This is a genomic window from Massilibacteroides vaginae (assembly GCF_900178525.1).
In the GTDB taxonomy this organism is placed as follows: domain Bacteria; phylum Bacteroidota; class Bacteroidia; order Bacteroidales; family Tannerellaceae; genus Massilibacteroides; species Massilibacteroides vaginae.
This window is the reverse complement of sequence record NZ_FXDJ01000009.1, coordinates 845,230-867,430: the sequence shown is the minus strand read 5'-3', so window position 1 is coordinate 867,430 and position 22,201 is coordinate 845,230. Positions and strand designations below refer to the sequence as shown.

The following is a 22,201-nucleotide window of genomic DNA, read 5'->3' as shown; positions in this document are numbered from 1 at the left end:
ACTTTTTTATCAATAGGATAAAACCTTTTACTCTTTGTCCGTTGCTTTCGGCTTTCTGTAATATTGCCAAATCGAATAACCCACGGCAGCGATAAACAGCAAGAGAATAAGGAATGAACTATATGCGCTTACATTAGCCGCCAAAACATAGGTTTCGGGGTAGAACTCAAATACGATTTCATGTTTTCCTGCCGGAACAAGCATAGCACGCAGCGTCCAGTCTGCCCTGAAATGCGAAGCAGGTTGTCCATCAACCGTAACTCTCCATCCCGGCTCGTAATAGATTTCGGAAAATACAGCTAACTGATCTGAGGTTGTTTCAGTAACATAAGTCAGCCGATTCGGTCTGTAGGCAGTCATTGTTATTGTTGCTGTAGAATCAACCACAGGAACGAAGCCGGCTAAATCAGCAGCGAAACGCTGATCCACAACAGCGGTTCTCAATGGACTTATTTCATTCAACGCGGCAATTTCGGCGTCTGCGTTTTCTACCATTTTTACTTCAGATACAAACCAGGCATTTCCATACGCGAAAGGATTGCGGATTGGCGTTTGCTCCGGATGATAAACAATATACCGGGTGTTAAGCATGTTTAACGAAGGAGAAGAGGCAAACACTTCCATAACTTCCTCCACCGTTTGCGCCTTTTGCAGTGCTGCAATGATTCCATTTAACTCGCCGCTAAGTCGATGATCGATCAACTCCTGATAACGCCTGAGTTTTGCGGCATGATAGCCACCAATAGACTTATGGAAATAAGACGTGTTCGTTTCCTGAAACGGATCGTTCAGGTTGACTACACGGTAAGAAAGATCCGTATCTTTCAATATCTCATTATCCGCCACCGAGGCCTTATACGTTTCGTGAGGCTTTTCTTTAATAAAATCACCCTCATTCAGGAAACGCTTATCTACAGTCCACAAGTCTGCCAAGATCAAGACTGCAATTCCGGCGGAAACAATCATTCCCATCGTTTTCTTATGCTGATTTTTCCAGTAGAAAAACATTAAACCCGCTCCTAATACAATAAAAATCAACGAGCGCAATGCGTCAGCAGAAGCAAGAGAAGCCCTGTCGGTCAATAACGCATGATAATACCAATCCGGAAATTGATTTCTGGCATCAAGCTCAGACCTGAAATCAAGCAGAAGGTTCGGCATTACCCAAACAATCAGACAAAGACCTCCCGTAATAGCCAACGCCCCGATCATGCCGCGCTTAAACAGCTCCTTGTCCACGTCTCCGGCTAAGAATTCCTTCAATCCCCAAATCCCTACAATCGGGAATACCATACCGGGGATAACCAACGCCATCTCAACAGTACGGAACTTATTATACAAAGGCAGGTAGTGAAACATAATATCATTAAACCAATCCATATAACGCCCCAAAGCGAGAAACGTCAGGAATAAAGCACCCCCAAACAACCACCACTTATAAGGACTCCGGATAACAAACATCCCAAACACGAACAGAAAACAAACCAAAGCACCAAAATAAACCGGTCCGGAAGTAAACTTATCCCCCCAGTACGTATAGGTTTGTATCTCTTTCCCAAGCTGAGCCCCCTGAGCCCTTGCCGCTTTATAAAGCTCCGAATCCTGCCCTAAAGTACCAACAGACCCACCACCAAACGCATTAGGAATCAACAAAGTCAACAATTCCCGTTTCTGATAACTCCACTGAAAAGCATAATCCTTATCCAATCCCGAAGAAATCTTCTCCCCATCAGCAGTCGTAGTAGTAAGTTCGGTGGCACCACGGGTAGAAGTTTTACTCATTTCAAGGTTACCATACATGTTTCCGGCATTCGGTAATATCGCAAACACTACACATCCAACCATAATCAAAGAAGTTTTGAAAAACTCAACAAGTTTCTTTTCTTTGAATGATTGATAAACAAAACCAAGAAAAACAAACAAGGAAAACAACATCAGATAGTAAGTAATCTGCAAGTGATTTTCATATACAGACATGGCTACCCCAATGGTAAAGAGAGGAATTCCCCAAAGATAATTTCTTTTGAACAACAAAAACATACCGGCCAAAGTTAATGGCATATAGGCTATTACATATGCTTTAGTGATATGTCCGGCTTCAATAATAATGAGATTGTAAGAGGCAAAAGCAAAAGCGATAGCACCGGCAATCGCAAGCCATTTTCGCACACCTATTGCGTACATAAGAATATAAAAACTCAAAAGCCCTATAAAAACCATACGGACGCAATTATAATCCAAAAAGGACATTACTTTCCCGAAAAAAGATAAATTATTAGACGGAGCACCTATAACGGTAGTGTGATAAGAGGGCATTCCGGAAAACATATTTCCTTGCCAGGCAATAATATCCTTGTTCTGCTCATTGTCATAACTAAGGAGCTCTTGTGCCATTCCAACGAATTTTTCCGTATCTCCCTGTCGAACAGACTTACCGTCAAATACAACAGGCGAGAAATATAACATAGTTAATGCTGTAAACAAAACTACAACAAACGCATGCCAACTTATTTCTTTCCAATTTAGCTTCATGAATTTTCTTTTAGGTTTCTAACGCAATTGCAAATATATCAAATCTATCAAGAATATAATCTCTATCTTTGTTCTATATTAACTTATTCATTTCGAAGACGTATGTATTTATCTATAGTGATCTGTACTTATAATAGAGGGAAATACATCCCTATGGTTCTAAACAGCCTGCAAGAACAAACATTACCGTCTGTTGATTTTGAGATATTGATAATAAACAATAACAGTCCTGATAATACCGATGAAATAGTAAACGAATATCAAAAAAACAGCTTATTGCCGATCCGTTATCTAATTGAATATAATCAGGGGATTTCTTATGCCCGAAATAGAGGAGTTAATGAAGCAAATGGTGAGATCATTGTTTTCTTGGATGATGACGAGACGGTGGATCCGGACTTTCTGGAAAATATAAAAATCTTCTTTGAAACACACCATGAAGTGGGAATTACATCCGGACCTGTTGTTCCTGTTTTCGAAACTACACCTCCCAAATGGCTTTCTAAGTATATTTCAAGAGCTATTACCGGAGCATACGATAAGGGCAATCAAGTTAAAAAGCTTCCCCCAAAAGATTATCCCGGAACCGGGCATGCCTGTTTCAGAAAAGAACTATTTGACAAATATGGAGAATTTAACACTGATCTTGGTCGTAAAGGTTCTTCTTTGTTAGGAGCAGAAGATAAAGACTTCTTTTTACGACTTATGAATGGTAATGAGAGTTGCTATTATCTGCCGAAAGCCAGAATATACCATCATATTCCGGCAGAGAAATTAACAGAAGCCTTTTTTGATAAAATGACTTACTCAATAGGGAAGAGCGAAAGAATAAGGACGTTGAACATAGGAAAGCAATTCTATTATAAGAAATTGCTGGAAGAAGCCTTCAAATGGGGAGTGTCACTTTTCTTATGGTTTGGATACCTTCTCACATTTCAACCAGACAAAGGGAATAAATTGATCAGCTTTCGCTGGAACCTTGCGAGAGGGTTGTTAGGTGTTCAGCAATAGTCTTTTAGTCCACATAGAACTAATACTCGTTTAAATTTTCTGATTAGAGGATAGTAAACACGAATCCCCACGTAGTCAACAGTTCTATAACACCATATAGGATATTTTGTTTTGTATTCCTCTGCCTCACTTTTTATACATAAGCTAATTATATTGTTTATTCTGTTTGTGTGGAAAGCATCTTTCCCGTACATTCGAGAAAACCAAGTATGAATTAAAAAAGGCTTTCCTTCTTGGTTTTTAAGAATTGTACTAAAGCCATCCTTGTGTGTCTGAACATCAAGATATAAGGGTTTGAAATTAAGTGCAAGCCAAACAAAATACTTGTCAAAAGGTTCATATTCATTAAATGTGTAATTCTCATTTGTTAAATAATGGGGGATATAATCTTTCAAAACTTCAGGGTTTAAGTCTTGAGAATTGATTTTCTTAATATCAAAATGAGCTTTAATCTTTTTAATGTCAAAAATGTTAAAAAAAGGATTTGTTACAATTGGATTTCCACCTCTTGGATGAATTCCTCCATCTGGCATTCCACAATTTGTGATATTATTATCAATACAATATAATATAAGATTAAATAAAGCATCATTATCAACAACAAAGGCATCCTCGTCAATATTAACAACATAGTCGTAGTCTAGTTTCAATAGGTCATATAAATAACCATCTGCTGTAGTAAATAAGAAACGATATTTTTTATATGGGAGTGTAATGGTGGACATTGATTTCTTATATAAAGAAATGTTGATAGATCTTGTACAAATGCAAATTTTATAATCTTTAATACTATTATTTTTCATTTTACTGGATTTTATGAGACTTGCTATTCTTAATGTATAATGTTACTATCTTTTTATAAATAAATAAAGTTTAAAAACAAAAAAACTTAGATTAAATGGTAGTTTCAGCAGAATGAACTTTATCTTAGAGGACCAATTTGTGTTTTTTGTTATTGATTTGAAATTATGTAATTGCGCACTAATATTTTTGAATACCTCTTTAGATAGACTATTGTTTCCTCTGTATCGAAAAGATTCCTTCAGAAAATAAAAACAATAATCAATTAAATAATCGTTTATGTGATTATTTTTCTCAAATATTTTTTTCTCCATGGTAATAGAAATAATTTTATTGAGAACGATCAATAAACTATTAAAATTATGATCTGTTTTTTTTTGGGTGATTGATTGATCTTGAATGTGATAAATATAAGTCCTTTGGTTACAAATAATCATTAAAGAAGATTCTACAGCAAGAATAAAACTCCACAACGTGTCTTCGTGTATAATGTTGTTTTCAAAAAATATATTGTTTTTCCGAATTGTATCTAATCTGACCATTTTGTTACAGGTCATGTCAGACCATTTCATAAGGAGGAAGGTGTCTAATATTTCCTCATTTCTATAACAACCATCTTGCAGCTGTATCGTTTTAAAATCTCTTTTATGGGCACCTGTCATAGAGAAATCTCCCATAATTATATCTGCATTAATTGAATTGTTTGCTTTTATTAAACATTCAATTGCATCTGAAGGTAATTCGTCATCGCTATCTAGAAAAAAAATATAATCACCTGTAGCTTGTTGAAGTCCGATGTTTCTAGTAGCGGCAACACCATTATTCATAGGATTTATTATGAAAATTACATCTTTTTTTCTGTCACTTTTATTTATTGCTTTTTCTGCTATTTTAACGCTATTATCCTTAGACCCATCGTCAATGCAAACGAATTCTATATGTGGATAGGATTGGTTAAAAGCAGATGTTAAACAACGATCAATATATGCCTCAACATTATAAATTGGAATAATTATAGAAACTTTCATTATTTTGTAAATCTCTCTTTGTTTTTAAATGAAGCAAATGTTTGTTTGCATGTTAATTGTTTTAATCTCCAATAACCAATTTTCTTTTTATTTCTCAAAATTATGAATTGTAGTAATCTGAGATTATTTTTAAGTTGTACAATTAAATAAATCAATGGAATGCCAATAGTTGGATTCTTTTTGTGAAAATAGGTCAACATTCCCTCATAAAAAAAAGATAATCTTGATTTATTTATGTATTCTGATTTACCTTCAAGATGCATTATCTTTGCATTGGGGACAGCCCCTATTTTGTATCCTCCTTTAAAAATTCTATAACATAATTCGGTCTCTTCATATGTCATGAAAAAATCACGAGAAAAACCCCCTACTTTATCTATCACTGTTTTTTTGACCATAAGATCTGCTCCGCTTATAAAAGCAACATCCAATATACAATCCGAGTAATTATAAAAATAAGATTTGGGGGAGGTGAATGATGGTATTTTTAAATAAAAAATTGATGCAAATTCCTCAAAATACGAAGGGAATCTACGACCAAATGACATCGTAGGGAAGCTGTTCTCATCATACAAATTTCCACCGCAAGCCCCATAGTCTTTATTATTTTCCAGAAAATCTTTTAAATATTTGATCGCATTATTCCTAAGTAAGGTATCAGGATTTAAAAAAAAGATATAATTACCCTTTGCATGCATAATCCCCTTGTTGTTAGCTCTTCCAAAGCCTAAATTTTCATTTAGTGAGAGAAATAAAACTTTAGGATGTTTATTTTTAATGATTGTATGCGAATCGTCTTCTGAATTATTATCAACGACAATGATTTCGTAATCTACCTCTTGAGTTTTTTCCTTAACAGAATCGATACTGTCTATTATTAACTGTGAGGTTTTATAATTTACATAAATAATTGATACATCCATATTTATATAATATGATTAATGGCACCTGTTTTTAATCGAATACCATCATATATTCCACGTAAAAAAAAATATGCCTTTTGCAGTTTGTTTTTTTCTACAAAAAGGATGCAAATCGGTCTCCAAAAAAATATTGTTTTAAAAGATCCTTTTGAAAAAGAAAAATCTTTATCATATAACCGTCTTAAAATAATGTGATTGCGAACGATGTAATAGGTTCTTACAGCAGAATAATTTGGGGAAATTAATTTCCCCCAGAGGAATGGAGTAACAGTAGGATTTCCTAATTTATGGTGCATGAAAACATCGCGAAATTGTAAAATTTTGTATTTGTTTTTTCTAATTCGGAAACTATATTCTGTGTCAATTGCATCGATAAAGAAGTCATCTCTGAAATTTCCAATTTTTTTGAAAAAATCAGTAATTATTATTGTACCAGAGGTTATAAATAACTCAACAACCTCAGTGGTATCTAATATTTCAGTACTATTTGTATTTACACAATATGCAGCAACATGTGTGTCTTTATTCTCTTTGATTTTTTTTAAGTATGTATGAAAAGTGTATTCATTAAAAAAACTATCTTGATCCATTGTCAGTAAATGTGTAAAATTATTCTCCAAAGCGTAGTTTGCCGAATTATTTAATGCTTTACCTATTCCAACATTATTTTCTTCATTCATGAATATTATAGGCGTTTTACTCTTTATGCCTTTAAATATTTCCTTTTTACGATCAATCTCTGGTGTGTTATTCCAAATGATTAATGTGTCTAAGGAATTTATATATGAGGATATATTAGAAATGATATCTGCGTCGGGATAATACAATATTACAATGCCTAAAATTTTCATCTTTATGATTTGAAACTAGTTTATTTTATTCTTTGGAGGCTCTAAGAATACCTTTGTTAAAATGATAATTGATGTATAAATATCCATCAGTAAAGGATGTTTTATATCCAAGGGATATAAGATATGATTCAATCTTTTCAGCATCTGTGGGAGTGTGATAAGTACATACTGACATCTTGATATTTTGTCTTTTCAGAGTAATTTCCGCACCATGTAAGGCAGATAGTTCTGCTCCTTCTATATCCATTTTAAAAAATAAATTTGAATAATTATAAGAGGAAAGAAATGAGTCGATTGTAGTCTCTGTATTACTTTCTTTGTTAGTTATATATTTGGACACAAGAGTAAACTTCTGCTTCCAGGGTGCAAATGTTGCATTTAAAGCATCAGTCCACATTGGATCGCATTCAAATAAATAAATGTGTTGAGCAAATTCTATTGCATCTAATGAAAAAATCCCCTCTGCCCCACCAATATCGAGAATGATCATATCTTGAAGCATAGAATAATCATTTGCTAAATACCTGTGAGCTGAACGAATGTCTTGTTCTATAACCAAACTTCGGTAGATATATTGAATCTGACTAATCGATAATTCTTTAGGGAAAAATAATTTTCTGTTATTATGTATGATGTAAGTTAGCCCATTATGTTTATCATGAAAACATTTTGCAGGTGTTTCGTACTCCAGAGTAAACAACCAAGGGTATGGGGTTAGACCGTATTTACTAATAAATCTGTACATCTGGTTTTGTTCCGTTTCAGAAAATAACCAATAAAAATAGTATTGTACATTTGCCTTGAGTATAGCCTTTGATCTTCTGTAAGAACTTAAAAAACTCCCTAAACAGAAAGAGTAAATTTTTTCTCGTATATGTAGAGGAATATAGGCTCGATATAAATCTGCTAGCATATTTTATTTTTATTCATGAAATAGTTAACACTTTCTTTGAAAACGACTGCATTGCTTTTCCATATAATTAAAGTATAAATTAAAGCAGTCAAACAAACTTTAGAGAAAAATAGAAGGTAGTTATTACTGAAATGTTTTGTTAAAATCCAAGTGATAAACAGAGCAAATAAAGTAATCAGAAGAAAAGGTAAAGTGTCTTTCAGTATTTCAACCCATTTAATTTCAACTAATTTATTTATTAGATATAACCATCCTCCCAAAGTGATGAAATAGATACTTAAATAGCAAATTACCATTGTAAATATACCGTATTTAAATACAGCTAAAACTATTATTAACTGCAGAATGCTGGTTATGATCATTCCATACATGTATTGATCTGATTTCCCATGGGCTAATAATAAATTTGTACATAGAGTCCAAATATATGCGAAAGCTCCCCATATACAGAATAATTGCAGAAAAGGGACTGCCTCAATCCATTTTTCTCCAATGGTAATAACAATAAATTCTTTTCCTACAAAAGCTAACCCAAGCATTAAAGGAAATGAAACAAAAGCTCCGAATCGTAGTATTTTCCTAAAAACATTTTTTTGTCTTACTTTGTCTTCTGTTACTTGAACCAAGACTGGTTGTGCAATGTTTTGTATGGTACCTCCAATAAAAGTCTGCCCCATTGACATCCATTTTTGTCCTTGAGAATATAAACCGACTTGTCTTTCATTGTAAAATCGTCCAAGAATTACGGAAAATAGATTATAGCTGAAATATTGAAAAATATTTGTGATAAATATTTTTGAACTAAACCAAAACATTTCTCTTATTGGAGTAAAATCAAAATGAAAAGTCGGCCTCCATTTAATAAAATACCATCGTAAGACTGTTGATAAAAAAGAGAAAATAACAGTTTGAAGTGCCAAGGCCCAATAAGCTAATCCGGCAAAAGCTGTAGCCACTCCAACACTTCCTGCTATTATTAATGAGATCGAATCTATCAATGCTTTTTCTTTTATCTTTAATTCCTTTAATAATATAGCATTATGTACAAGGTTAAATCCTCCCAGAAAAACGCATATAAAAATGAAACGAGATAGGTTTGTTAAGTCTGAGTTACCATAAAATTTAGAGATAAGAGGTGCGGTTAAATATAAGAGTAAGTATAATAATATTCCAACAAAACCATTAAACCAAAAAACAGCATTATATTCTTTGTGAGTAGTGTTTTTTTTGTTAATTAATGCATTGGTAAACCCACAATCAGCAATAGTACTGGATATTGCTATAAAAATTGCCAACATACCAATCATTCCATAATCATCAGCATTTAGTAAACGTGCCAAAATGATTCCAATTGTTAGATTGATAATTTGCTGAATACCATTGTTTATTCCACCCCAAAACAGTCCTTTGGCTGTTTTGCTTTTCAAGTTACCTGTATCCATTTTCTTGAAAACGCTTTTCAATATTCATTGCAGCATCTATAGCTGTATCCATGTTGTAGTATTCCCATTCTGCCATACGTCCCAAAAGATAAAACTTTTGTGTCTCTAATGCTTGCTTTATAGGGTTTATAATTCCTTTGGTCTCATGTGTATGCACTACATAAGAAGCTGGATGATAATTGTAAGCCAAAAGTTCTGGATTACCGGGCATCTTTTTTAGTTCTTCATAAAAATCAGTTATCGAACAATGTCCGGAAATTTCAATGCTGCAAGTAAGTCTTTTATTGTCACCATTATTAGCCGGACTAAAATTACCAGTATATATTATGCGATGGGGCAAAATCTTCTTATCTGGAAAATAAAGCCACGAACAATCGTTCGCATCAATTTCGCATAGAGCTACAGTTGTTCCATTCGCACGAAGTGTTTTCACCATCTCTTTATGTTCAGATGATAAAACTTCATTTGGTAGACTTGTGGTCAAGTCACGTATATCTCCAGTATAGATGACCGCATCGTATTGCTTTCCTTCAATTTGCCATTTACCGTTTGTCCGTTGGTAGCTTTCAATGTTTTTGTTGTACTGAATGGGCAAGCCTTCTGCTAATGTGTCTGCTAAAAACTGGGAACCGTTACGGCGGGGATAGAAAAATGTACTGTGAACCATTTTGCTCTCGTCTAACCGTAAAATGTTCATTTTAATAATATCTGAAATTGTCGGCATGGGTAACTTCCCCGTTAACCAGTCTAATGAGATTTGTGTTAAATCTGTTTTCCAGATTTTAGTATTGTACGGCTTGAAATAATATTCGTACAATGTTTTTCCAAATCTTTTTAAGAAAAAACTCTCAAAATTATGTGCAGATATATCTTTTTCCTCAGCTATAAGACTTAGGAGTTCTTCTATTATCTTATCTGCCACCTCTACTTCCAGTTCATATAGATAGTTTTCTATCGGATATCCTATGATTTTGTTAGATGCAAGCGCTATTTTAGCGTTACGTTTCGTGGCGATAAAATCCTCTTTATTAAAAATAGACCAAAACCAATCCAGTACATGGGGGAGTTTTGAGTTAAAGACATGACCACCTACCCGATGGAATAATACTCCTTTTTCGTTTGTACATGATATTAATCCTCCTGGTTTTATTTCACGTTCAAAGACTTGTATTTGTCTTTTATTATTTAAGACACGTGCTGCTGCTAATCCGGAAACACCTGCTCCAATAATTGCAATTGTATTTATCTTATCCATTGTAATTCCATTTAGAGAGTTTTACCGGATGTACGAATAAATATTGTGAAGGAAAATTATTCAAAAGATTATTCAGGTTCTGATCGTATTTGTTCAGTTGCATCATCTCTTTTCCCCAAAGAGCTCCCATTTCAAATTCCAGATTTTTTAATGTAATAATACGGTTTGTAGTTAAAAGTAATGATGTTGGCAATGCATATTCTACAAAAAGCCCATCTGCAGCAAAAGCTCCACAATATTGACTAAACGTTTTCATGTGTTTTGAGGATATTATAACAATATCTGAAAATGCACCTACTAAGGGATATTTCAACTTTAAATTACCTTTCCTGAAAAAAGCATTAACCCAAATAGACGTGAGTCGTATTATTGGTCTAATTCCCACTTTTATAGGAGGAATAAAATGATACCATTTCCAATTTTTGAAATTAATCCCATAATTTTTGAATCTTAACAATGCCTCTTCTTTGTTGGGAATAAAAGAGTCTATTTCAGCTCCAGTCGCTTTAATTTTATAAGTTAGCGCCTCTTTTCCATGCCAAGTATAAAAGTTGAATTTTGTAAATTCTACAAATTCACTAATAAAAGAATCTTCCAAACTGATCTTAAACAAGTCTTTATATGTGTTCTCTGTAACTTTGGGGTTAAGAATCATATCATCTGCCAGAAAAAAATAATGATCAAAAGAAATGTTTTTCAACTTTAATTGCTCCATAGCTTGAGGAATATAACTGGAAAACTGATAGGATGACGCATAGACTGGCAATACATTTTCCTTATCTCCATCATAAAAGGGCATAATGTGAAAAATATGTGAGAAGCTTTTTTTATAAAGTTGTTCAATCTTTTCAATATTCTTATCGTATCTGTGATTATAAATGATAAATAAACCTACAGTGTTATGCATTTTGTTTTTTTATTAGTTATACCAAAGGCTCGTCACTCCCATGTGGGAATGACAAAAAAGATTACAAATATAACGAATCGGGGGGGACTTTATTTCCTTTTCAGGAGAATAGTAGGGCAAGTGGAAAAACGGATTGGATGTTTTGTGTTTTTATAGTGCTTTATAGTGGCTTGGCGGGTTGTTATATCTGTATGAATATATCGGATTTGCTGATTTCGTTTTGTCAGGCTTTGTTTCTCTAATTGTATTGGTCTGAAATAAAAATACTTAGCGTCGTTATTTTTTGAATATCTATTCAATCGTAAGTTTGAGGCGCTTCGGCAGACGTTTACAGGCGCTTCGACAAACATTTCAAAGCGCTTCGACAGACAGATTTAAGCGCTTCGACAGACGTTTGGAATATATGGATAATCGTTAAACGATCTGAAGTCTGCATTTCGTTCTTGTTTGTGTTTTTCGGAACAACAGCATATTATTCTTCGGATAATTTCAACAGGTTCTTAATCCTTTTGATCGAAAAGAGCGATTAACAGGGCGTTGGTTTGGAACTGAATTATGTAATCAGAGGCGGCCGTGGGTTAGTTTTTGATCGATCATTGATTTTACATCAAACAGGACTGTTGATTGGTTTTGAACAAAGGTGAAGTCTATTTCCCGGAATTCTTTGTGGGCGACTGTCAGTATGATTCCGTTGTATTTGGTCAGGTCGGGTTGTTCGGGCAGGAGGGTGATTCCGTATTCGGCTTTTACTTCGTCGCGCAGGGCATGCGGATCGTAGATGTCTACTTCTACGCCAAAGTCTTGCAGTTCATCGATTACATCGACTACTTTTGTGTTGCGGGTGTCGGGGCAATTTTCTTTGAAGGTAAATCCCAAGATCAGTACTTTGCTGCCTACTATTTTTATGCCGTTCTTGATCATTAGTTTTACGGTTTTTGAGGCTACAAAGCGTCCCATTTCATTGTTTATGGTTCGGCCGGACAGGATTACCTGCGGATTGTAGCCCAGGCATTGTGACTTGTAGAGTAAATAGTAGGGGTCAACGCCGATGCAATGCCCGCCAACTAATCCGGGCGTGAATTTCAGGAAGTTCCATTTTGTTGCCGCGGCTTCGAGCACTTCTTTCGTATCGATATTCATCCGGTCAAAGATCAGGGCCAATTCGTTTACAAATGAAATATTCACATCTCGTTGAGCGTTTTCTATGGCTTTGCACGCTTCGGCTACTTTAATGCTGGATGTTTTGTGCGTTCCGGCGGTAATTATCGAATGGTATACCTGCTCTATTGTGTGGGCTGCTTCGGGTGTTGAGCCGGAAACAACCTTAACGATATTGGTCAGCTTGTTTTTTTTGTCGCCCGGATTGATTCGCTCAGGCGAATAACCGCAGAAAAAATCCTGATTGTATGTTAACCCGGATTCACGTTCCAATACGGGTACGCAGTCTTCCTCGGTACAACCGGGATATACCGTCGATTCGTAAACCACAATATCGCCTTTCTTTAATCTTTTCCCGATTGAAGCAGAAGCATTGAGCAGGGGAACAAGATCCGGCGTTTTAAAATGAGTTACAGGGGTAGGTACGGTTACAATATAAAAATTCGAATCGGAAATAGCCTCCACATCGTGGCTTATCGTTAATCCTGAAGACAAAGCTTCGGATAATTCGTCGCGTTCAACCTCTTTGGTACGATCGGAGCCGTTGTTTAATTGAGAAACGCGCTCTTCGTTGATATCGAATCCAACTACTTTGTATTTACGTGCGAAAGCAACCGCCAAAGGCAAACCTACATAGCCGAGTCCAATAACCGCGATTTTTATATTATTCATCTGATGTTGTGTTTAATTCTGTGATTCGAAACACAAAGGTAAGTATAAAACTAATTAGAGGCTGTCTCACGACAACCTCTAAACAACTTTGTTAACCTTAAATCTAATACTATTATGAAAAAACCACTACACAAAAGTAAATATCTTTTCATTTTTAGCAATACCGAAAATGCTAATAAGTGTTGACTTTCTTTTAATAATATCTAATATGGCGTATATAAACAAAAAAAGGCGCTTCCTAATCAGGAGCGCCTCTTTTTTATGTTTGGTCTGAAAACGAAATTAGTCTTTCAGTTTCGCCCAGATAAATTCACGGTTCAAACGAGCGATGTTGCTTACAGAAATATCTTTCGGACATTCCATTTCACAAGCACGTGTGTTTGTACAGTTACCAAAGCCAAGTTCGTCCATTTTCGCAACCATTGCTTTGGCGCGACGTGCAGCTTCTACTTTTCCTTGCGGAAGAAGAGCTAACTGACTTACTTTAGCTGACACGAACAACATGGCCGAACCATTCTTGCAAGCTGCCGCACAGGCTCCACAACCAATACAAGAAGCCGCATCCATTGCTAAATCGGCATCTTTCTTTGGAATAGGGATCGCGTTAGCGTCAGGAATACCTCCGGTGTTTACCGATACGAATCCACCCACCTGAATGATCTTATCATAAGCCGTACGGTCAACCATCAAGTCGCGGATCACCGGGAAACCTGCCGAACGCCAAGGTTCGATTGTAATAGTTTCGCCATCGTTGAAGCGACGCATGTGAAGCTGACAAGTTGTTACGCTTGTATCAGGTCCGTGAGGATGCCCGTTGATATAAAGCGAACACATACCGCAGATACCTTCACGGCAGTCATGATCAAATACAACAGGCTCTTTACCTTCGTTGATCAACTGCTCGTTAAGAACATCAAGCATTTCCAGAAATGAACTTCCCTGAGAAACGTCTGTCAATTTATACGTCTCGAAAGCACCTTTTTCTCTCGGACCTTTCTGACGCCAGACTTTCAGTGTGATATTTATATTTTTATCCATTGTCGTTAATTTTTTAGAGTTGGTACTTTATTAGTTCTTATAGTTACGTTGTTGACGTACTACAAACTCATAATCAAGCGGCTCTTTCAGCATAGCAGGATCTTTATCCTCTCCCTGATATTGCCAGCAAGATACATAAGCAAACTTATCGTCATGACGAAGCGCTTCTCCTTCTTCTGTCTGGTGCTCAAGGCGGAAGTGTCCGCCGCAAGACTCTTCACGGTCAAGCGCATCATGAGCGATCAGTTCTCCCAACTCGATGAAGTCTGCCAAACGCAATGCTTTTTCAAGCTCAACGTTCAGGTCTTCAGCAGCTCCGGGTATGCGAACATTGCTCCAGAATTCTTTCTTAAGTGCTTTCAGTTTATCAAGAGCCGATTTTAATCCGGCTTCGTCGCGTCCCATACCTACAAAATCCCACATGATGTGGCCTAACTCTTTATGGATGCTATCAACAGAACGTTTACCCTTGATGTTCATCAATCGGCTTACACGGTCGTTGATTTTCTTTTCTGCTTCTTTAAACTCAGGAAGATCCGTACTGAAACGAGGAACCTGAATCTGATCTGCCAGATAATTCTGTATTGTATAAGGTAATACAAAATAACCATCGGCCAATCCTTGCATCAATGCTGACGCACCCAAGCGGTTTGCTCCGTGATCCGAGAAGTTTGCCTCACCGATAGCGAACAAACCGGGTACATTAGTCATCAATTCATAATCCACCCAAAGTCCGCCCATGGTGTAATGCAATGCCGGGAAGATCATCATCGGGGTTTCGTAAGGATTGTCATTTACAATTTTTTCGTACATCTGGAAGAGGTTACCATAACGCTGTTCAACAACGTCTTTTCCCAGACGGTTGATCGCATCAGCAAAGTCAAGGTAAACAGCCAAACCTGTGTTACCTACACCATAACCGGCATCGCAACGTTCTTTAGCCGCACGAGAGGCCACGTCACGAGGAACAAGGTTACCGAATGCCGGATAACGACGTTCCAAGTAGTAGTCACGATCTTCTTCTTTTATTTGTGTTGGTTTCAGCTTTCCTGTGCGGATCGCTTCAGCGTCTTTACTGTTTTTAGGAACCCAGATGCGTCCGTCATTACGAAGTGATTCAGACATCAACGTTAGTTTAGACTGGAATTCTCCGTGAACAGGGATACAAGTCGGGTGAATCTGACACATACAAGGATTGGAGAAATAAGCTCCTTTCTTGTAGCATTGCCAAGCGGCAGAACCGTTAGACGTCATAGCGTTAGTAGACAGGAAGAAAGTGTTTGCATATCCACCTGTACCGACAACTACCGCATGAGCAGAGAAACGTTCTACCTTGCCGGTGATCAGATTGCGGGCAATGATACCACGCGCACGACCGTCAACGATTACAACGTCAAGCATTTCATAACGGGTGTACATTTTCACTTTACCCAAGCCAATCTGGCGGCTAAGCGCAGAGTAAGCACCTAACAACAATTGCTGTCCCGTTTGACCACGGGCGTAAAACGTACGTGATACCTGAGCACCACCAAATGAACGGTTATCTAACAAACCTCCGTATTCACGAGCGAAAGGAACGCCTTGTGCAACACATTGGTCAATAATTGAATTGGAAACCTCAGCAAGGCGATATACGTTAGCTTCACGAGCACGGTAGTCACCTCCTTTGATTGTATCGTAGAAAAGACGGTAAACCGAGTCACCATCGTTTTGATAATTCTTAGCAGCGTTTATACCTCCCTGTGCTGCGATAGAGTGCGCGCGACGAGGAGAGTCCTGAATACAGAAGTTCAGTACATTGAAACCCATTTCAGCAAGTGAAGCGGCGGCAGAAGCACCGGCAAGTCCGGTTCCTACCACGATCACATCCAAACGACGTTTGTTTGCCGGGTTTACTAATTTCTGATGATCTTTATAATTTTTCCACTTATCAGCCAATGGCCCCTGGGGAATTTTTGAATCTATCTTAGTCATAATAATAAATTTTCAATGAATGATTACACCTGAAATTAACAGCAAGCACCTCCGCAAAGGCTCTTTAGATAGAACGCGATAGTAACAAACGCGAAACCTAAGCAAATTACTGTTGCGAAAACATCTGAAACCACTTTCCAACGGTTAAACCAAATGGTATTGTTCCAACCAATTGTGTGAAGCGCGCTCCAGAATCCGTGAGTTAGGTGGAACCACAAAGCGACATACCATGCTAAATAAGCAATTACGATCCACAGCTGGCTGAAGTAGTACTTAATAAAAGTAGCACCTTCTGTTGTACCAACCATTTTTCCGCCCAATTCAATTTCATGATGCCCCATTAATTCGGTAAACATCATTTTATACCAGAACTGCGCAAAGTGTAACACTAAGAAGCCTAAAATAATAAAGCCCAAAACAAGCATGTTCTTGGAAGACCATTCTACGTGTTTCGGACGTGTGTTTACTGCATAGCGATCATTACCGCGCGCCTTACGATTTTGGAGCGTAAGGATAATCGCATATACAATGTGGATCACAAAGCCGGCCGCTAACACCAACGTACCCGCTACTGCATACCAGTTGGATCCCAAAAACGCACAAATCATATTGTATGCTTCTTCCGAGAAGACCGCTGCAATATTCATGCATAAGTGGAACACCAGAAATAGAATAAGGAAGAGACCCGATATACTCATTATCAGCTTCTTCCCGATAGAAGAATTAAGTAACCACATAAGATAAGAATTTAAGTTATTTAATTGTATTTAGAATTTGCGCTTCAACACTTGTGATTTGCCGCAAAGGTAGAGTAAATACATGGATCAAACAAACGATTAAAGAAATATTTCGGCAATCAGGAAGGGTTGATATGACAGGGATTCGCAGGGGTTAAAAATAGTGGGGGATAGGATCTGATGAATAATAACATCCGTGAATAAAAAAACCGGCATCTCGTTGTGAAATGCCGGTTTCTTTTAGTTGAAAAGAGTTATCTTATTTTACTAAGCTTGAGAAATCAGCGTTAGTAACATATTTTGCGAATTCTAAGTCAGCTGCAGCTTCTTTTGCTAAAGAACGATCTTTAGCGATAGCTGATTTCAGGCTGTTGATTACATCGCTTGAGTTGTTTGTGCGAGCTGCAACAACTGCTTTCAGATAATCTGTAGTTGCGTCAGCGTTTGCAACGCCTGCCAAAGTTTGTTGTGCTTTGCTGTAATCTTTAACCAAGATTTGCGCTAAAGCAGCATTGTTGCTCTTGATTGAACCGAAAGAGTTAACCGCTTTCGCGTATTCTCCTTGTTGCAGATAAAGAACGCCTAATGCTTCGCTCAATTCGTTAACGCCTGAAGCGCTTCCTAACAATTGTTGTGCTTTTGCTTTGTCGCCTTTTGTTAAAGCGATCAAACCTAAGTTCATGTTAGATTCAGGATTAGCTTTTACTGAGTTTGCTTTGTTGAACATTTCTTCAGCTTTTGCTAAATCACCTGCTTTGAAACGTTGCATACCGATGTTGTTCCAAGTACGGAAGTCGTTTGCATACAATTCGCTTGCTTTCTTATAGATTGATTCTTTTTCGCCATCATTGTTTGTCAATGTTGCAGCGTAAAGGATTTCTTCTACACTTAGTTCTTTAGGATTGCTTTTTACCAATGCGCTGATTTCGTCGTCAGACTTGCCTATGATTTCGATATTGGCAGTTAAGCGAGAACGACGCAGTTGAGGAAGAATTTCGTCTGCCAATGTGCTGAATACCGCTGAAATGTTTTTGATTTCATTTTCACGTTGTTCTGGATCCTGATACATAGAAAGAACACGAAGAACAAGGTCTTTATCCTGGATGTTTGATTTAGAAACCAATTCCTGGAATCCTTCCCAGTCTTGCGCTGTGTAACGAGCGTCAACAGGAACGTCGATTTTTTGTTTCTTCAATTCTCTGTTCAAGAATTTTGAAGTGTTTCCTTCACGTCTTTCAGCAAGACCTGTATTCAATTTCACACCACCGTCCGGAGAAGCGTAAGCGGAAATTTCGATCGCTACATTCTGGTTAGGAGCTTCGTCTGCATTTTTCACTAAGTCTTTCCAGTCGCTAACTTCTTGTTTTGAAAGTTCTTTCGAACGAAGTTCTGCTTGTTGGATAAGGAACATGATGTTTGCGCTGTGAGCTTCTTTGATGATACGTTGGAATTTATCCGCGCCAATAGCAGGAGTTGCAGAAGCGGCATTTGCCAATTCTGAAGTTGCAACAACACCATCACCGATTTTTACATCCGGAAGTTTGATTGTTTTATTTTTGATCTTTGCGTCAAAAGTAAGATACAATTCAGACTTTTTCATTTCAGGTTTGTACGCGAAAGAAGATTTCATTGTTACGTTTGCTCCTTCTTTTTGAGGGATTACCTGATTGTTACCCGCTACTTTTTCACCTTGGTAAGTGTAAGCAGTTCCCCAAGCTTCTCCACCCGCATAACGAAGAACCGGAGTTACTGTAACAACGGCTTTTTTGTTAAACCATTTGGCAGGGAATGTTGCGTTAATAGTTACAGGAACCTGACCACCGATAGCCTCTAACGGCTGCGGCTCAGCTTTGATGTACTCTTGCGCTAACGGTTTCAACTTGTTCGAGCAAGATGAAAAAGTTACGATCGCAGCCAATACTAAGAGAGGCAGTAAATACTTTTTGTTCATAATCTGATGTAAGTTTTAAAAGTTATTATTTATTTGTTTCACTTCTATCCAATCCCTATTGCCAATACGTGCAAAACTATATATTTTTTCGTTATGAATAAAGAAGATACGATAAAAACTTTGACGTTAAGACGTGTTAAGATCAATAAGATTCTTTCACGTCTGAAATCCGTTATAAAACAACCTTTGTTACTTGCTTCTTATTCCCGGAGTATAAAGCCAGAATAAACGCTCCTTTTTGTTGTAAATAAAGGTGATTTCGCTCTTCGGAAAATATGCCGTTCTGTATTATTTTACCGTCTACCGAAAAAAGCGCATAGCGCACACGGGTTAGTTCAGCGGGCAGTTGTATCGTTATCTTTTTTTCTTCGCGATCTGTGTGTACTTTTATTTCCGGAATAATTGTCTCTTCATTTGCCGTAGGCGGATCGCTTCTTTGGAAAACCGGATTAATAAAAAGGGATGATTTAAACGGATTCAAGGGATGCGCCGTATTTTCTTTCCATTCGTTTTCTGCTTTGAACCATGCTGTGTTTTGGGACGTGGCATGGCCGGGAAGATTATAAACGGCAAACGAATCTTTCTCAAATGCCGTAATTTTATATCCGATAAAGAAACGATCGGAAACAGCTACCGGTGTTTCAAATTTGACGAAGCTTTCCTGAGCCCGGTTTAGCGGCTTGGTTGTTTCTTGAAAATCATCACTTTGAGTTAGTTTGTTTGTATAAGTAGGTTTGAAATCTGTCGTATATAATACTTCGCCCGGAGTGTTGTTCCCGGAGGTATTATAAATCGTAACTTCGACTGTCAGATTGGTGTTATTCCGGATAGGAGGGGTAACGAAATAAGCTCCGTATAATGCGGCGTATCCGGCAATTGTATACGATTCGGCATACTCCGTTGTTTGTAATGAATTCACGCCGAACTGTTGCCCGCTTTCCGGTTGAGGGAGTAGGGTAACTTCAGCCAATTCCCGGTTGCCGCTTGTCTGTACATTACTTAGTTTTATAGCCTTATCGGCACCATAAGGATCCAGTCCCAGGCAGGTTGACAAGCCGGATCCCGACGGATCAAGCCAGGGTTGCAGATTGTTTTCGTTTGAATTGCCGGCAGTCCAGCTTTTGTGCAGGGCGTAAAAGAGATCATCCTGTGGATTGTCGCAGGTAGATTTCCCTCCCGTAAGTGCCCCGATAATTCTGTTCTCACTATCAAGTAAGGGCGAACCGGACGATCCGCCTGCCGTGCTTCCTCTTTCCCATGTATCGATATGCCAGAATGAATTTTTATTAAACAGAGGCATACTCGTATAGGATTGCAACTCCAGGTTTGTTGTTGTGCTGTTATTGATCCGTTTCACGCTTCCCCAGGGATGGTGTATGTTTTTATACGGTCCGGCAGGTGTTTCCGTGATGTTCCAACCGGCGTAATAGGGTTGGTAATAAACCGGCGGTATATCCATTAAGCCCAACAAAGCCATGTCGGTAAACTCGTTAACGGCATAGAGCCGGGCAGACGCCATAGAAAGCTCTTCGGTTCCTCTTAAAATAGGGGTGCAGAAAGGGCTTTCGTAGTTAAAGAAGCTGACTATCGTACTCGCGATTTTTATATAATCCGGATTGGATATTGTAAACTGTTTGTTCAGGCAATGCGAAGCGGTTAACAGGTAAGGGGTTTTATCATTGCTCGTGTTGTTTATTAAAGTGCCGCTGCACATTGTGGTTCCGTCTATTACCAGCAAAACAACGCTTCTCGCTATTTCATCGTATCTATCGGTTGTGTCTGTCCAGCAAACAACGGGGGGCATACAGGCAAAAGCCGGACGGGTATCATCGGGTTCAAGTCCGCGAAAGTCGCGGTATGCATGGTTCACTTCGCCTACTTTGAGGCGACCCGGAAAATCAACACCCGGAGGTTCCTGGTATTCAATAATTACTTCAGGTCCTTGTATGGGTGCTACGGGCAATAATCCGTACTCCGAATTGTTTAAATGGTTAAACGCACCTAAAACCTGACTTTGGTCCGGTGTGTAAAGAAACAGTTTTGCACCTACGGGAAGTTCAAATTCTGAAAAAAGCAGATTGATCGAGTAGGCTTCGGCAGAGCGGATACCCAGTCTCCACACTTTGGTTCCATCAGCCAATGTAAAGGAGTAACCGGAGTTTCCCGGCGAAAAATCGGTCATAAACTTGTATGCAAACCGGAATCCTCCGCGAAAATCATTTTGCTCTAAGGAGTCTATTCTCTTTTCGGCATCAATGTCAAAAGCCGGCATTTCCTGAAAAATATTGGTGGGCACGGATTTCATAGTCAGATAAGGAAGTGGTCTGCCTCCATGACTGATTTGTGCTTTCAACGCGAAAGAAATACAAAACGCGAAGAATAAAACAATTTTTACTATGACCTGCTTTAAATACATGAACACAAAAATAGAATTTTCTTTTTCTGAACTATTATGTTCTCTCATATTTCTTTGTCGTATAAAAAGAAACATGAGAAAAAACCGCGTTTTAATCGTGAATTAAGAAGGGTTTTATTGCATCATCCTTTATGAAAAAAAAGATATCCTTTATTTTTCAAAAAATATCCTTTATTTTTCCAAAAATAACCTTTATGTTTTTCGTGTTTTTAATGGTTTGATTTACAGGGCTTTGTGTTTGGGCGATTTTTGGGGTTATTTGGCCTCATTTTTGGCCTGAAAAAAGGGGTAAAATTCACCGGATTGCAACGAATTTTTGTTATTCCGACCGACCTTTCCCTTGTCATTCCGACCATCCTTCCCTTGTCATCTCGACAATCACCTCCCTGTCATCTCGACCGAAGTGGAGAGATCTCTGCATGGGGCTTCGTTAAATAATAGTCTGTTGGTATGGGATCCTTCGACAGGCTCAGGATGACAGCGGATGGGACAGGGTTTTAAGGGGTTTCACCCCTGCGACCCCACTTCATTTTTTGGCTTGATCCAAAAAACGAAGCAAAAAAGATCAAGGCTGCACTTCCTTCGCTAAAAA

General features: G+C 37.7%; 16 protein-coding genes. 1 reads left to right on the top strand and 15 read right to left on the bottom strand.

The annotated features are described in order from the left end of the window. Positions 1-27: 27 nt before the first annotated feature. On the bottom strand, positions 28-2,532 hold the full coding sequence (locus B9Y81_RS12030) for a YfhO family protein (RefSeq protein WP_085537161.1): 2,505 nt from the start codon (positions 2,530-2,532) through the stop codon (positions 28-30). 102 nt (positions 2,533-2,634) lie between these two features. Between B9Y81_RS12030 and B9Y81_RS12025 the strand changes: the two genes are divergently transcribed. Then, positions 2,635-3,543, top strand: coding sequence for a glycosyltransferase (locus B9Y81_RS12025; protein ID WP_085537160.1), 909 nt, complete (start codon positions 2,635-2,637; stop codon positions 3,541-3,543). On the opposite strand, the gene B9Y81_RS12020 is transcribed toward B9Y81_RS12025, so the two are convergent. The 14 genes from B9Y81_RS12020 to B9Y81_RS11955 form a co-directional block, all read right to left on the bottom strand. Further along, positions 3,534-4,346, bottom strand: a complete 813-nt coding sequence (locus B9Y81_RS12020; RefSeq protein WP_085537159.1) for a hypothetical protein — start codon at positions 4,344-4,346, stop codon at positions 3,534-3,536. The two genes, B9Y81_RS12025 and B9Y81_RS12020, sit on opposite strands and share 10 nt — an antisense overlap. 45 nt (positions 4,347-4,391) lie before the next feature. Continuing rightward, entirely contained in the window at positions 4,392-5,372 is a 981-nt protein-coding gene (locus tag B9Y81_RS12015) for a glycosyltransferase family 2 protein (RefSeq protein WP_085537158.1), read from the bottom strand. Continuing rightward, on the bottom strand, positions 5,372-6,295 hold the full coding sequence (locus B9Y81_RS12010) for a glycosyltransferase family 2 protein (protein WP_085537157.1): 924 nt from the start codon (positions 6,293-6,295) through the stop codon (positions 5,372-5,374). The genes B9Y81_RS12015 and B9Y81_RS12010 overlap by 1 nt, the downstream gene beginning before the upstream one ends. A gap of 2 nt (positions 6,296-6,297) precedes the next feature. Beyond that, positions 6,298-7,146 (bottom strand): glycosyltransferase, encoded by an 849-nt coding sequence (locus B9Y81_RS12005; protein ID WP_085537156.1) that lies wholly within the window; start codon positions 7,144-7,146, stop codon positions 6,298-6,300. 25 nt (positions 7,147-7,171) lie between these two features. After that, positions 7,172-8,059, bottom strand: coding sequence for an FkbM family methyltransferase (locus tag B9Y81_RS12000; protein WP_085537155.1), 888 nt, complete (start codon positions 8,057-8,059; stop codon positions 7,172-7,174). Continuing rightward, entirely contained in the window at positions 8,053-9,501 is a 1,449-nt protein-coding gene (locus B9Y81_RS11995; protein WP_085537154.1) for a lipopolysaccharide biosynthesis protein, read from the bottom strand. Before B9Y81_RS11995 ends, B9Y81_RS12000 begins: the two co-directional genes overlap by 7 nt. After that, positions 9,488-10,756, bottom strand: coding sequence for a protoporphyrinogen/coproporphyrinogen oxidase (locus tag B9Y81_RS11990; RefSeq protein ID WP_085537153.1), 1,269 nt, complete (start codon positions 10,754-10,756; stop codon positions 9,488-9,490). The genes B9Y81_RS11995 and B9Y81_RS11990 overlap by 14 nt, the downstream gene beginning before the upstream one ends. Continuing rightward, positions 10,749-11,663 carry a hypothetical protein gene (locus B9Y81_RS11985; RefSeq protein WP_085537152.1) on the bottom strand — a complete coding sequence of 305 codons (915 nt, stop codon included), beginning with the start codon at positions 11,661-11,663 and terminating at the stop codon, positions 10,749-10,751. Before B9Y81_RS11985 ends, B9Y81_RS11990 begins: the two co-directional genes overlap by 8 nt. Before the next feature lie 561 nt (positions 11,664-12,224). After that, positions 12,225-13,493, bottom strand: a complete 1,269-nt coding sequence (locus B9Y81_RS11980) for a nucleotide sugar dehydrogenase (RefSeq protein ID WP_085537151.1) — start codon at positions 13,491-13,493, stop codon at positions 12,225-12,227. A 282-nt stretch (positions 13,494-13,775) separates the two neighbouring features. After that, entirely contained in the window at positions 13,776-14,531 is a 756-nt protein-coding gene (locus B9Y81_RS11975) for a succinate dehydrogenase/fumarate reductase iron-sulfur subunit (RefSeq protein WP_085537150.1), read from the bottom strand. Positions 14,532-14,561: 30 nt separating this feature from the next. Continuing rightward, positions 14,562-16,505, bottom strand: coding sequence for a fumarate reductase/succinate dehydrogenase flavoprotein subunit (locus B9Y81_RS11970; RefSeq protein WP_085537149.1), 1,944 nt, complete (start codon positions 16,503-16,505; stop codon positions 14,562-14,564). A 35-nt stretch (positions 16,506-16,540) separates the two neighbouring features. Beyond that, positions 16,541-17,242: a succinate dehydrogenase cytochrome b subunit gene (locus tag B9Y81_RS11965; RefSeq protein ID WP_085537148.1), complete on the bottom strand. Its 702-nt coding sequence runs from the start codon at positions 17,240-17,242 to the stop codon at positions 16,541-16,543. A 259-nt stretch (positions 17,243-17,501) separates the two neighbouring features. Beyond that, positions 17,502-19,193, bottom strand: a complete 1,692-nt coding sequence (locus B9Y81_RS11960; RefSeq protein ID WP_085537147.1) for a tetratricopeptide repeat protein — start codon at positions 19,191-19,193, stop codon at positions 17,502-17,504. Positions 19,194-19,365: 172 nt separating this feature from the next. After that, positions 19,366-21,657: a lysyl endopeptidase gene (locus B9Y81_RS11955; RefSeq protein ID WP_095996278.1), complete on the bottom strand. Its 2,292-nt coding sequence runs from the start codon at positions 21,655-21,657 to the stop codon at positions 19,366-19,368. Positions 21,658-22,201: the final 544 nt, after the last annotated feature.